This is a genomic window from Roseovarius sp. B-10 (assembly GCF_056859295.1).
On record NZ_JBSXOE010000044.1, the window covers coordinates 114,077 to 127,935 of the forward strand.

General features: G+C 67.3%; 10 protein-coding genes. 4 read left to right on the forward strand and 6 right to left on the reverse strand.

Features of this window, described 5'->3' with window-relative positions:
* Positions 1-41 precede the first annotated feature (41 nt).
* Positions 42-1,181, reverse strand: a complete 1,140-nt coding sequence (locus AC13D8_RS19750; protein ID WP_482970247.1) for an alpha-hydroxy acid oxidase — start codon at positions 1,179-1,181, stop codon at positions 42-44.
* A 108-nt stretch (positions 1,182-1,289) separates the two neighbouring features.
* Here AC13D8_RS19750 and AC13D8_RS19755 point away from each other — a divergent pair, with 108 nt between their 5' ends.
* The gene (locus AC13D8_RS19755; RefSeq protein ID WP_482970248.1) at positions 1,290-3,626 is read left to right on the forward strand and encodes an ATP-dependent helicase; all 2,337 of its coding nucleotides are present in this window, start codon (positions 1,290-1,292) and stop codon (positions 3,624-3,626) included.
* 94 nt (positions 3,627-3,720) lie between these two features.
* Here the strand turns inward: AC13D8_RS19755 and AC13D8_RS19760 are convergent, their stop codons facing one another.
* A complete protein-coding gene (locus tag AC13D8_RS19760) occupies positions 3,721-6,822 on the reverse strand; it encodes a valine--tRNA ligase (protein ID WP_482970249.1) in 3,102 nt (1,033 codons plus the stop codon).
* A gap of 136 nt (positions 6,823-6,958) precedes the next feature.
* On the reverse strand, positions 6,959-7,393 hold the full coding sequence (locus tag AC13D8_RS19765) for an Lrp/AsnC family transcriptional regulator (protein WP_129431534.1): 435 nt from the start codon (positions 7,391-7,393) through the stop codon (positions 6,959-6,961).
* Between the two features lie 108 nt (positions 7,394-7,501).
* Between AC13D8_RS19765 and AC13D8_RS19770 the strand changes: the two genes are divergently transcribed.
* Together AC13D8_RS19770 and AC13D8_RS19775 are read left to right on the forward strand one after the other, a co-directional pair.
* Entirely contained in the window at positions 7,502-8,632 is a 1,131-nt protein-coding gene (locus AC13D8_RS19770; RefSeq protein ID WP_482970250.1) for a type III PLP-dependent enzyme, read from the forward strand.
* A gap of 110 nt (positions 8,633-8,742) precedes the next feature.
* Positions 8,743-9,831, forward strand: a complete 1,089-nt coding sequence (locus AC13D8_RS19775) for a DUF2235 domain-containing protein (RefSeq protein WP_482970251.1) — start codon at positions 8,743-8,745, stop codon at positions 9,829-9,831.
* A 290-nt stretch (positions 9,832-10,121) separates the two neighbouring features.
* Here AC13D8_RS19775 and AC13D8_RS19780 read toward each other — a convergent pair whose 3' ends face one another.
* On the reverse strand, positions 10,122-10,613 hold the full coding sequence (locus tag AC13D8_RS19780; protein WP_482970252.1) for a PaaI family thioesterase: 492 nt from the start codon (positions 10,611-10,613) through the stop codon (positions 10,122-10,124).
* A gap of 130 nt (positions 10,614-10,743) precedes the next feature.
* Positions 10,744-11,610: a methylenetetrahydrofolate reductase [NAD(P)H] gene (gene metF / locus AC13D8_RS19785; protein WP_482970253.1), complete on the reverse strand. Its 867-nt coding sequence runs from the start codon at positions 11,608-11,610 to the stop codon at positions 10,744-10,746.
* Between the two features lie 103 nt (positions 11,611-11,713).
* Here metF and AC13D8_RS19790 point away from each other — a divergent pair, with 103 nt between their 5' ends.
* The gene (locus AC13D8_RS19790; RefSeq protein ID WP_104017542.1) at positions 11,714-12,619 is read left to right on the forward strand and encodes a LysR family transcriptional regulator; all 906 of its coding nucleotides are present in this window, start codon (positions 11,714-11,716) and stop codon (positions 12,617-12,619) included.
* Positions 12,620-12,665: 46 nt separating this feature from the next.
* Here AC13D8_RS19790 and AC13D8_RS19795 read toward each other — a convergent pair whose 3' ends face one another.
* Complete coding sequence (locus AC13D8_RS19795) at positions 12,666-13,568, reverse strand: EamA family transporter (RefSeq protein WP_482970254.1); 903 nt, start codon at positions 13,566-13,568, stop codon at positions 12,666-12,668.
* Between the last annotated feature and the right edge of the window lie 291 nt (positions 13,569-13,859).

Sequence of the window (13,859 nt, forward strand, 5' to 3'; positions counted from 1 at the left end):
CGCCGTGCGAGGGTTTTTCCTCACCGTGCGGGTGGGGCGCCCTACCCGGACGGGAGCAGCCGGTCGCGCACATCGGCGAGCCGTCTTGTGCCAAGCTGGCCCATGTTGGCGCGCAGATCCTCGGCGAGGATATCGGCGAAATGCGCGGGGCCGCGCTCGCCGAGCGCGCCGAGGGCGTAATGCCAGGCCCGCCCCATCATCACGAAATCCGCGCCGAGAGCGATGGCGCGCAGGATGTCGAGCCCGCCCTCGATGCCGCCGTCGAGGATCAGTGGCAGCGCGGTGGCGGCGCGGATCGAGGGCAGCGCCTCGATGGTGGCGGGGGCGGCGTCGAATTGGCGGCCTGCGTGATTCGATATCCAGACCGCATCCGCGCCTTCGGCCTCGATCCGTGCGGCATCGTCGGCGCGCAGCACGCCCTTGACGACGAGCGGCCCGTCCCACGCTTCGCGCAGCCAGCGCAGGTAGTCCCAGTCGGGCGAGGTGCGCAGCAGATACCCTGCGTGCTTGTTCGACGGCAGCCCCTTGGTCTGCCCGGCGTAATCGTCGATCAGCCGCATCCGCGGCATGCCCATCCGCGCCATCCCCAGCCCCCAGGCAGGGCAGCGCGCCACCTGCGCCATCAGCCGCGGCGTCAGGCGTGGCGGCGTGGTCAGCCCCGAGCGCACCTGCCGTTCGCGCCGCGAGCCCACCGGCACATCGACCGTCATCACCAGCACCGAGAACCCGGCGTCGCGTGCGCGTTTCAGCATGTCGGCGCGGATGTTCGGGTCGCGCGGCGGATACATCTGGAACCAGCCCTGACCATTCAGGTGCGGCGCCACGTCCTCGGGGCGTGTCGTCGCCACGGTCGAGAGCGTGTAGGGAATACCCGTCGCCGTGGCGGCGCGCGCAAGCAACCGCTCGGCATCGGGCCAGACCATCCCCGACATGCCCACCGGCGCGATCCCCACCGGCAGGGCATGGTCATGCCCGAAGAGCGTGGTGCCGATCTCGGGCGTGAACTCGCCGTGCAGGATCGAGGGGCTGAGCATCACCCGGTCGAGCATCAACCGGTTGCGTGTCTTGGTGGCCTCGACCCCGGTGCCGCTGTCGAGATATTCCCAGACGAAACGCGGGATGCGGGTGCGCGCGCGGGCGCGCAAATCGGCGAGGGCGGGGTATCTTGCGTGCAGATTCATGGTCGGCATTTGTCCGGGTTTTCCCGTGCTTGTCCAGTGCCGTAACGCCTGTGGAACATATCCCGAACACGGGCTTTAATTCGGGGGGTGGGCGCGCTATCAAGGGGCATGAGCAGTTTCGACGAATCCGACGCCTTTGAGGGTGCGAGCCTTGCGGCGCGCGCGATGGCCGCGCGGCCCGCGCCCTATCTCGACGATCTGAACCCCGAGCAGCGCCGCGCCGCCGAAACGCTCGACGGCCCGGTGCTGATGCTGGCGGGCGCGGGGACGGGCAAGACCAAGGCGCTCACGACGCGGATCGTGCATCTGCTCAACACCGGGCGCGCGCGGCCCAATGAAATCCTCGCCGTGACCTTCACCAACAAGGCCGCGCGCGAGATGAAAGGGCGCGTTTCGCAGCTCATGGGGCAGAGTGTGGAGGGGATGCCGTGGCTGGGCACGTTCCACGCGATTTGCGTCAAGCTCTTGCGGCGGCACGCGGAACTGGTGGACCTCAAGTCGAATTTCACCATCCTCGACACCGACGACCAGCTGCGCCTGCTCAAGCAATTGGTGCAGGCGGCGAATATCGACGACAAGCGCTGGCCCGCGCGGATGCTGGCGGGGATCATCGACCAGTGGAAGAACCGCGCGTGGACGCCTGACAACCTGCCCGCCTCCGAGGCGTCGGCCTATGACAGCAAGGGCCCCGCACTCTACCGGCTCTACCAGGCGCGGTTGAAGGAGCTGAACGCCGTCGATTTCGGCGACCTGCTGCTGCATGTGGTGACGATCTTTCAGAAACACGACGATGTGCTCGCGCAATACCAGCGCTGGTTCAAATACATCCTCGTGGACGAGTACCAGGATACCAACGTCGCCCAATACCTGTGGCTGCGGCTCTTGGCCGGGGGGCATCGCAACATCTGCTGCGTGGGAGATGACGACCAGTCGATCTATGGCTGGCGCGGCGCCGAGGTGGGCAATATCCTGCGGTTCGAGAAGGATTTTCCCGGCGCGGCGGTGATCCGGCTGGAGCAGAATTACCGCTCCACCCCGCATATCCTCGCCGCCGCCTCCGGCGTGATCGCGGGCAACCGCGACCGGCTGGGCAAGGAATTGTGGACCGAGGCGGAGGCGGGCGAGAAGGTGCGCCTGATCGGCCATTGGGACGGCGAGGAAGAGGCGCGCTGGATCGGCGAGGAAGTGGAGTCGATGCAGCGTGGCACGCGGGGGATGCGCGCGTTCGGCCTTGATGACATGGCCATCCTGGTGCGCGCGTCGCACCAGATGCGCGCCTTCGAGGACCGGTTCCTGACCATCGGCCTGCCGTACCGCGTGATCGGCGGGCCGCGTTTCTACGAGCGGATGGAGATTCGCGATGCCATGGCCTATTTCCGGCTGGTGGTCTCGCCTGCCGACGATCTCGCCTTCGAGCGGATCGTGAACACGCCCAAGCGGGGGCTGGGCGACAAGGCGCAACAGAAAATCCAGGTGACGGCGCGCGAACACGGCGTGCCGCTGGTCGAGGGCGCGCGGATACTGCTCGATCAGCAGGGTCTGAGCGGCAAGGGCGCGACGGAACTGGGCAAACTGCTCGACAGCCTCGGCCGATGGGGCCGCATGGTGGGCGACGAAAGCATCAGTCATATAGAGCTGGCCGAGATCATCCTCGACGAATCGGGCTACACCGAGATGTGGCAGAACGACAAGACGCCCGAGGCGCCGGGGCGGCTGGAGAATCTCAAGGAACTGGTCAAGGCGCTGGAAGGGTTCGAGAACCTGCAAGGGTTCCTCGAACACGTCTCGCTCATCATGGATAACGAGAGTGACGAGGCGGGCGAGAAGGTCACGCTGATGACGCTGCACGCCGCCAAGGGGCTGGAATTTCCCGCGATCTTCCTGCCGGGCTGGGAGGACGGGCTTTTCCCCTCGCAACGCTCGATGGATGAGAGCGGCACGCGGGGCCTCGAGGAGGAGCGGCGGCTGGCCTATGTCGGCATCACCCGCGCCGAGGAGGTCTGCACCATTTCCTTTGCCGGAAACCGGCGGGTCTATGGCCAGTGGCAATCACAAATGCCCTCGCGCTTCATCGACGAGTTGCCCGAGGCGCATGTCGAGGTGCTGACCCCGCCGGGCCTTTACGGTGGCAATTATGGCGCCTCCGCCGCAGGGATCGAGACCCGCGCGGCGGAGGCCAATGTCTACAACTCGCCCGGCTGGCGACGGCTTCAGGCGCGCGGGGGCGAGCGTCCGATGACCCAGCCGCGCGAGGCGCGGTCGCCGGTGATCGACGCGCAGGCGGTGAGCGCGCACACGGTGGGCGAGCGGGTGTTTCACCAGAAATTCGGCTATGGCGCGATCCTCGGCATCGATGGCGACAAGCTGGAGATCGAGTTCGAGAAGGCGGGCGTCAAGAAGGTGGTCGCGCGCTTTATCGCGGGCGCGGACGACGTGCCGTTCTGAAGGGTTCTGACCGTCGGGATCTGGATATTTTTGGCAAGATGAAGCGGTATAAGCCCTTCATCTTGCCTTGAATATCCCCGCCGGAGGCTCCCTGTCAGCCGAGTTCCGCGAGCCGGTCGAGCGCCGCGCGCAGCTTGGCTTCCTCGTCCTCGCGCAGGGCGAGGTTGTCGCGGGTCTCCGCGACCACGTCCTCGGGGGCGCTCTCGACGAAGTTCGGATTGCCGAGTCGCCCGCGCAGGCCGGAAAGCTCCTTTTCCAGCTTCGCCAGCGTCTTTTCCAGCCGCGCCTTTTCCTCGGTCACGTCGATGATGTCCGCGAGCGGCAGGCCGAAGGTGCCGCCCTCGACCGCGACGGTGACGCAGCCCTTGGGGAAGCTCTCCACGTCCGTCAGGCTGTCGATCCGGGCGAGGCGCTTGATCATCATCTCGTTGCGCGCCCAGGCCGCGCGGCCTGCGTCGCTCAGGTCGGAGACCAGCAGCGGCACGTAGAGGCCCGCGGGCACGTGCATCTGCGCGCGTGCCGAGCGGATCTGTTCGATGAGCGCGATCACCCAGTTCATCTCGCGGTCGGCGGCGGGGTCGACGAGGGCGGGGCCGTAATCGGGCCAGTCGGCGTGGACGAGCATCTTGGCCCGCTGCCCCAGCGTGCCCCACAGTTCCTCGGTGACGAAGGGCATGATCGGGTGCAGCAGGATCAGGCACTGGTCGATCACCCAGGCCATGGTCGCCTGTGTCTCGGCCTTGGTCGCGTCGTCGCCATCCATCAGCAGCGGCTTGGAAAACTCCACGTACCAGTCGCAGACCGTGCCCCAGACGAAGACATAAAGCGCGTTCGCGGCGTCGTTGAAGCGGAAGTTTTCCAGTGCCTCGTCTACCACGGCACGGGTCTTGGCCGTCTCGCCGATGATCCACTTGTTGACCGTCTGTGTCGCGTCGGTAACCTGTCGGTATTGCGTCGGGTCCGCGGCGGCGGCGGTGGCGCCGTTCATCTCGGCAAAGCGGGCGGCGTTCCACAGCTTGGTGGTGAAGTTGCGATAGCCCGCCACGCGTTCTTTCGACAGCTTGAGGTCGCGCCCCATCGCCGCCATCGCCGTCAGCGTGAACCGCACCGCATCCGCGCCGAACTCGTCGATCAGGTCGAGCGGGTCGAGCACGTTGCCAAGCGACTTGGACATCTTCTTGCCCTTCTCGTCGCGGACGAGGGCGTGGACATAGACGTGGGAGAACGGCTTTTGCCCGACCACGGCGTATTGCATCATCATCATCCGGGCGACCCAGAAGAAGATGATGTCGAAGCCGGTGACGAGCACGGAGGTGGGGAAGTATTTGCGCAACTCCTCGGTATCCTCGGGCCAGCCGAGCGTGCCGATGGGCCACAGACCGGAAGAGAACCACGTGTCGAGCACGTCCGGGTCGCGCCAGACGGGGTAGACAAGGTGGGTGGGATCCTGCGTCGCGGTGTAGTCGGCCAGTGACGAGGCGAGCCGGTGCAGCGCCTCGTCGCGGCTCTCGACCTCGACCACGGGCATCGCCGCGAGCGGCACCGGCAGATCGGCCAGCCGGCCGTGATATGCCTCCGAGACCGCATCGAAATCCTCGCCGCATTCCATGAGCGGGCCGATATGCCCCTCGTTCAGGAGGCGCAGCATCTCGGCGAGGTCGAGCGTGCCATCGCCCTCGTCATCGGCAAAGTCCGGCGCGCTGAGGTCGAAGCCATACCACACCGGGATCTGGTGGCCCCACCAGAGCTGGCGCGAGATGCACCACGGCTCGATATTCTCGAGCCAGTGGAAATACACCTTGCGGTCGGCATCGGGCATGATCGAGACCTCGCCCGTGCGCACGGCATCAATGGCGGGCTGCACGATCCTGGCGGTATCGACGAACCACTGATCGGTGAGCATCGGCTCGATCACCACCTTGGAGCGATCGCCGAAGGGCTGCATGATGGGTTTGTTCTCGACGAGCGGCTCTTGCGCGCCCTCGTCGTTCAGCACCGTCACCGCGAGCCCCTCTGCGGTGATTTCCTCGATCACCTTCCTGCGCGCCTCGAACCGGTCGAGCCCGCGCAGGTGATCGGGCACGAGGTTGAGCGCGTCGATCTCGGTCTCCGACCAGTCCGCGCCCTCGGCGATTGCCTGCGCGCGGGCGGCGGCCTCGGCGTAGGGCGCGCCGTCGTCGCGCATCTGCGCGCGCGTGTCCATTAGGCGGTAGAGCGGGATGCCTCCGCGGCGTGCCACGGCGTAGTCATTGAAATCATGCGCGCCGGTGATCTTGACGGCACCACTGCCGAATTCCGGGTCGGGATACTCGTCCGTGATGATCGGGATCAGGCGGCGGTGTTCTTTCGGTCCAACCGGGATTTCGCAGAGTTTTCCGACGATTGGCGCATAACGTTCATCCGACGGATAAACTGCGACCGCGCCGTCGCCCAGCATGGTCTCGGGGCGCGTGGTGGCGATGGAGATATAGTCGCGCTCTTCCTCCAGCACCACGTTGCCGTTCTCGTCGCGTTCGACATAGGTATAGGTCTCGCCCCCCGCCAGCGGGTACTTGAAGTGCCACATGTGGCCCGCGACCTCGATGTTCTCGACCTCGAGATCGGAGATCGCGGTCTCGAAATGCGGGTCCCAGTTCACCAGGCGCTTGCCGCGGTGGATGAGCCCCTTGTGATACATGTCGACGAAGACCTTGATGACGGCGTCGTGGAAATTGCCCTCTTCGCCCTCGGGGGCGTTGGGTGCGCCCGACATGGTGAATGCCTCGCGCGACCAGTCGCAGGAGGCGCCGAGGCGCTTCAACTGCCCGATGATCGTGCCGCGCGACTTGATCTTCTGTTGCCACACGCGCCGCTCGAAGGCGTCGCGGCCCATTTCCACGCGGGTCGGTTCGCCGCGCGCGGCCATTTCCTTTTCGGTGACCATCTGTGTCGCGATGCCGGCGTGATCGGTGCCCGGCTGCCACAGCGTGTCGTGCCCGCGCATCCGGTGCCAGCGGGTGAGGATGTCCTGCAACGTGTTGTTGAAGGCGTGGCCCATGTGCAGGCTGCCGGTCACGTTGGGCGGCGGGATCATGATCGAGAAGGCCTCGGCCCCCGGCTGCGCGTTGGCGCCGGCGGTGAATGCCTCGGCCTCTTCCCACGCTTCGTAGATGCGCGCTTCGGCCTCGGCCGCGTTGAATGTCTTGTCCATCGCCATGATGTATCATCCCTGCAAGATCACGGGTTTGAGGTGGCTTAACGAATGTGCGCGAGAAGGAAAAGCCAAAGCGCCGACGAATCTGCGCAGGCGGTGTTTCTTCCTGGCGAAAATACTCCGGGATCCGTGGTGCGTCTCATGCGCCCCGGTCGAGTTTCGTGGCGAGGTGGATGAGGCTTTCCGAGCCGTGCACGCCCTTGGCCTCTCCGATGCGGTCGAGCGTGTCGTCGAGCGCCTCGGTGCTGTCGGCCTCCAGCGTCACGATCATGTCGAAGCGGCCCGAGGTCGTGTGCACGCGCCGCACCCCGGGCAACGAGCGCAGCCGGGCGAGCACGGCAGGCGCGGCACGCGGCTCGATGCTGAGCAGCACGGTGGCGTGCAGTGCCGGGCGCGCGGCCTGTCCGAGGCGCAACGCGTAGCCCGCGATCACGCCCGCGGATTCCAGCCGGTCGAGGCGTGCCTGCACGGTGGTGCGCGCGAGCCCCATGCGCCGCGCCAGCGTTGCGACGGGCGCACGGGCGTTTTCCTGCAGGAGCGCGATGAGGGCGTGATCGGTTTCGTCTATCTGCATTATATTGTCGTCTATTAGTCAATCATGAACGCCAGATTATACGATATGACACGATGAATCGACAGCTTCATGGGGCAAACTAAAGAAAAAGCAGTGAAGAGGCCCCCGATGCAGCACGCCGAACCCTGGCCCGACCCCGTCTCTCATATTGCGCGCATGGCGCCGGATGAACCGGTGCTCTACTTCTCGCCGGACCGGTTGCAGGCCACGGCGCGCGCCTTTCAGGCGGGTTTTCCCGGGCTGGTGAGCTATGCGGTCAAGGCCAACCCGGGCGAGGAGGTGCTGGCCAACCTCGTGGCGGCAGGGATTGACGCCTTCGACGTGGCGAGCCCCGCGGAGATGCACGCGGTGCGCGCGGTCTCGGGCCGCGCGGTGCTGCATTACCACAACCCGGTGCGAAGCCCGGCCGAGGTGGCCGAGGCGGCGCGGCTGGGCGTGCGTGCCTATTCGGTGGATTGCCCGCGCGAGTTCGACAAGCTGTGCGGGGCGGTGCCCGAGGGCGCGGAGATGAGCGTGCGATTGGCGCTGAGCGTCGCGGGTGCGGCCTATGATTTCGGGGCGAAATTCGGGCTGGCCCCGGACGCGGCGGCAGACCTGCTGCGCAGGGTGGCGGCGCGGGGCTATGTGCCGTCGCTGACCTTTCATCCCGGCACGCAATGCGCCGACCCGGCGGCGTGGGGGGCCTATATCCGGGCCGCGGCAGAGGTGGCGGAGATGGCGGGCGTGCGGCTGGCGCGGCTCAACGTCGGCGGCGGGTTTGCCTCGCACCGCACCGGCGCGGCGCCGAACCTGTCGGCGATCTTCGACCATATCGGTGCGGAGGTGGCGCGGCATTTCCCTGCGTATCCGCCCGCGCTGGTGTGCGAGCCGGGGCGCGCGATGGTGGCCGAGGCGGTCACGCTGGGCCTGCGTGTCAAGACGCTGCGCACGGGCGGCGCGGTGTTTCTCAACGACGGGGTCTATGGCGGGCTGACGGAGATTCGCGATATCGGCGCGCCCGACCGCATCCGGGTGATCGCGCCCGGTGGCAGCGAACGGCGCGGCGCACCGGTCGAGCGGGTCGTGTTCGGCCCGACCTGCGACAGCATCGACCGGCTGCCCGATCCGCTGCCGCTGCCGGGCGACATGGAAGAGGGTGACCACCTGCTGATCGACGGGATGGGGGCGTATACGAGGGCGCTCAGCACGCCGTTCAATGGCTATGGTCTGCGCGACGTTGTGACGGTGGCGCGGCTGTGATGGCGCGATCACGATCAATTTGACGGGAATTCAGGATTTTTTCAGCATGGTTCGCCTATATTGAGGGGGCGCGGGGATGGACCCCGCGCGGCATGGAGACCGGCTAAGCAATGGCCTGGCGCAACTGGACACGGGCGATCTATGACTGGCTGCGCCCCGGCCCGACCGAGGGGCACACCGCCGCCGGGCCGCGGCGCGGGCCGGTCGATCACGTGCTGATTCTGGACGGCACCATGTCCACGCTGGCCACGGGCTGCGAGACGAACGCGGGGCTGACCTACAAGCTGTTGCGCGAGGTGGCGGGGCCACAGATGTCGCTGTTCTACGAGGCGGGGATTCAATGGCGCGACTGGCGCGCCACCGGCGACATTATCCTCGGGCGCGGCATCAACCGGCAGATCCGGCGCGCCTATGGGTACCTGTCGAGCCGATACCGCCCCGGCGACCGGATTTTCCTGATGGGGTATTCGCGCGGGGCCTACGCGGTGCGCTCGCTGGCCGGTGTGATCGACCGGATCGGCCTGTTGCGATCGGAAATGGCGACCGAGCGCAACGTGCGCGCCGCGTGGCGGCATTACGAATGCGCCCCCGACAATCCCGCCGCGCTCGATTTCGCGCGCGCCCATTGCCTACCCGACACCCATGTGGAGATGATCGGCGTGTGGGACACGGTGAAGGCGCTGGGGCTGCGTGTGCCGCTCTTGCGGTATTTCCGCGCCGACCGGCACAGTTTTCACAACCATCATCTGGGCCATACCACGCGGCACGGCTATCACGCGCTGGCGCTTGACGAGACGCGGCGCGCCTATACGCCGGTGTTGTGGGAGTGCCCGCCCGGCTTCGGCGGCCATGTGGAGCAGGTCTGGTTCCGTGGCTGCCATTCGGACGTGGGCGGCCAGCTCTGCGGCTTTCTCGCGGCGCGGCCGCTGTCGAACATTCCGCTGGTGTGGATGCTGGAACGGATGGAGGGCTGTGGGCTGCGCCTGCCCGAGGACTGGCGCGCGCGCTTCCCGCAGGATGTGGCGGCGCCCTCGGTCGGTACATGGGTGGGCTGGAGCAAGGCGCTGCTGTTTCGCGGGCCGCGCATCGTCGGGCGCGACCCGTCCGAGCGCATCCACGAGAGCGTGGGCGGCCGGGTGCGCACCGGCTGGCGTGGCCCGCGCCTGACGGGGCTGCTCAAGGAGCGTGGCGGGGTGTGAGCGCGAAGGGGGTTGGGGTGCGGTTTGGCCTTTAGCGAACCTTCACAGCTTGGTGCCAATGCGCGGAATCAAGGCGCGGAACGCGCCGCCGCGCAGCGCCCGGCCGCCCCCTCGGGCGGGCGCCCCTCAACGTCGCAAGTAGCTGTGATTGCAGAAGTATTTTGCACCATAAATCGCGCCGCATAACCGGTATTGCGCCCACCCGGCGGTCGGGCGCTGCGCGGCTCTTCAACCGTTGTACGGACCGTCCGCTCCAGGCCAACCGTGCGCCTCCGACGCACCGCGCGCACCTACCCCTCCTCGGGCCGCATGACGAGGCAGGTGGTGGTGCCGGTGGCGTAGAGCCGGTCGTCGTCGCGTCCGCGTAATTCTCCGCGCGCCACGGCGGTGCTGCGGCCGCGGTGCTGCACCTCGCCCACGGCGCGCACAGGGATGCCGAGGGGCAGCGCGCGGGTAATGTTCACCGAGAAATCCAGCGTGGTGTACAGCTCGCCCTGTGCGAGGTCGGTCATCACCGCGCATCCCATGCAACTGTCGAGGATGGCCCCGTACCAACCGCCATGCACCCCGCCCATCGGGTTCATCGCATCGAACCGCGCCGCCCCCTCGAAGACCGCGCGACCGCGCGCGGCCTCGGTGGGTGCAAAGCCCAGGGCCACGCCGATGGGCGGTGGCGGCAGGCGTCCTGCGATCATGTCCTCGACGAAGGCGAGGCCCGTCCGTGCGAGGATCGCCGCGCGGTCGGGCAGGTCAGCGGGGGAGGTAGCGGGAATGCGTGGCATGGCGGACTCCGGTCTGGTCCGGCATTGGTAGGGTGCGGCCCCCGCCAAGGCAAGCGCCGCGCGATCCGCCTCGACCGGGGGCCGGGGGGATGGCGCGTCACAGGTCTGCGTGCGCGACCGGCAGGGCCGGTCAGGCCACGTCGCGCAGTTCCAACCGCGGGGTGACGCCGAGTGCGTGGCATACATCGCGGGTCAGATCGGGGCGGTTGAGCGTGTAGAAATGCAGGTCTTCCACGCCTTCCTCGATCAGGTCGCTGCACAGCTCGGTGGCGATGGCCGTGGCCAGCAGGTCGTGGCGGTCATCGCGGATCGCCTTGGCAAAGGCGTCGTCGAGCCACGCCGGGATCTGCGTGCCGCAGGAGACGGCGAACTTGCGCGCGCCGGTCCAGTTCTCGACCGGCAGGACGCCGGGGATGATCGGCGCGTCGATCCCTGCCGCCGCGCAGGCGTCGCGGAAGCGCAGGAAGGTCTCTGCCTCGAAGAAGAATTGCGTGATCGCCTCCGTGGCGCCGGCGTCGATCTTGCGCTTGAGCCAGTCGATATCGGCCTTTTGGTCGGCGGCCTCGGGGTGTTTTTCGGGGTAGGCACCGACGCGAATGGTGAATTTGCCCGTGTCGGCCAGCGCCGAGATCAGCTCGCAGCTATCGGCAAACCCATCGGGGTGGGGGGCAAAGCCATTCGAGCCCTTGGGCGGGTCGCCGCGCAGGGCGACGATTTCGGACACGCCTCCGCGCGCGAACTGATCGGCGATGGCCAGCGTCTCGGCGCGGCTCGCATCGACGCAGGTGAGGTGCGCGGCGACGTTGAGGCCGGTGGCGTTGTGCAGCGCGCCCACGGCCTCGCGCGTCAGCTCGCGCGTGGTGCCGCCCGCGCCGTAGGTGACCGAAACGAAGCGGGGACCAAGCGGGGCGAGGGTGTGGATCGTGTCCCACAGGCGGAACGAGGCCTCGAGCGTCTTGGGCGGGAAGAACTCGAAGGAGATGCGCGGCGTTGTCATCGGGTTTATCCTGTCATGCGAAGAACTGTCCCGGCCCTTGTTGCAGGCGGGGCATTGTGAGACAACCTCATTAATTTCATGGTTTGGATGAGGTGCGCTAATAATGCATATCGAGTTTCGCCATCTCCGCACGATCCGCGCGATTCACCATGCGGGGGGATTGGCGCGGGCGGCGGAGATGCTGCACATCACGCAATCGGCGCTCAGCCACCAGATCAAGGGGCTGGAGGAGCAGGCGGGGGTGGAGCTTTTCGTGCGCCGTTCCAAGCCCTTGCGGCTGTCGGCGGCGGGGCAGCGCCTGCTGCGACTGGCCGAGAAGATCCTGCCCGAGATAGAGGCGCTGGAGCACGAGTTCGAGGGGCTGCGCGAGGGCAGCGCGGGGCGGATGCATATCGCCATCGAGTGCCATGCCTGTTTCGAGTGGCTGTTCCCGGTGCTGGAGCGATTCCGCAAGAGCTGGAGTGAGGTGGACGTCGATATCCGGCCCGGGCTCGCGTTTGACGCGTTGCCCGCGCTGCAAAAGGAGGAGGTCGATCTCGTGGTGTCGTCGGACCCCGAGGACCTGCCGGGGATCACGTTCAAGCCGCTGTTCGACTACGAGCCGGTCTTTGTCGCCTCATCGCAGCACCCGCTGGCGAAGAAGGCGTATGTGGAGGCGGCCGATTTTCAGGACGAGGTGCTCATCACCTACCCGGTGGATCGCTCGCGGCTCGACGTGTTCACCGAGTTGCTGACGCCCGCGCGGGTGGAGCCGCGCAGCATAAGGCAGGTGGAGTTGACGGCGGTGATCCTGCTGTTGGTGGCGTCCAATCGCGGGGTGGCGGTGCTGCCCGACTGGGTGGTGCGCGAGGTAAAGACGAGTACGGATTACGTCACACGCCCGCTGACGGCGGAGGGCAAGACCAAGCGGCTCTATGCCGCGATCCGCGAGGTGGACGGCGACAAGCCCTACATGGCGCACCTGATCCGGCTGGCGCGGGAAATCCCGGTGCGGATGCAGCGGGAGTAGAGGCGCGGCCTGACGGTGTAGCCTGACGGGTGCGCGTGTCGGGCCGTCACCGCAGCGCCGCCACCGCAATCACCGAGACCGTGACCAGCGCGATGCCAAGCCCCTCGCGCCGGGTGAGCCGCTCGCCGAAGATCAGGGCCGAGGCCAGCAGCGAGAAGATCACCTCGACCTGCCCCACGGCAAACACCATTGCCGCGCTTTGCAGCGTGAAGGCGGTGAACCAGCACAGGCTGCCGGCCATGCCCGACAGCCCGATCCACACCGCCACCCGCCGCGCCGCGACGACGCGCCCCAACTGCCCCGGCTCGCGCCATGCCAGCCAGAGCGCCAGCGCCGCCGTCTGCATAAGCGTCACCGCGGCAAGCGTGATGCCCGCGCGCATCAGCGGATCGGCGCTCGCGATTTCAAGCGTCGCACCGCGATAGCCCACGGCCGAGACCGCAAAGAGCGCCCCCGAGCCGAGGCCCAGAAGCGCCGCGCGCGTGCCCAGCCGCCGCCACCAGCGCTCGGCCGTTCCGGGCATCTCCGACAGGAGCAGTACGCCCGCGAGCCCCAGTAGGATCGCGCCGAAGCCGGCCAGCCCGACCCGGTCGCCCAGCACCACAAGACCCACCAGCGCGGTCTGGACCACCTCGGTCTTCTTGAAGGTGATGCCGACGGCGAAATTGCGCTCGGCAAAAAGGGCGATCACGGCCCAGGTGGCGAGGATCTGCGACAGCCCGCCCGCCACCGCGTAGGCCAAGAAGGCAGGTGTCATGCCGGGCCATGCGGCGCTAGTGGCGACGAGGTAGCCACCTGCAAGCACCACCACGAACGGCGCGGAATAGAGGAACCGCGCGAGCGTCGCGCCGCCCGCGCTGAGCGTGCCCATGCTCAGCCGCTTTTGCAGCACGAAACGCAGCGTCTGAAATGCCGCCGCGGCGATGGAGAGAAGGATCCAGGCGTCCATGGCCTGTCATGCAACGGATTGCAGAGAGAGGCCAGCACCGTTGCAGGGTGGGAGTGTCGGGAGTTGGCCTGGAGGGGATCTTCGGCACCTTGCGATGAGCCGCGCGGGTGCCCGACCGCGGGAGGGCGCACCAACGTATGTGCTGCGCGGTTTATGGTGCAAAATATTTCTTACGCTATAGCTACTTGTAACGTTGCAAAAGCGCCCGCCCCGGGGGCGGTCGGGCGCTCGCGCGGCGGCGTGCAAGCACGCCTTGATTCCGCGCGGGGGCAGGAGGCGAGTGGCAGTTCA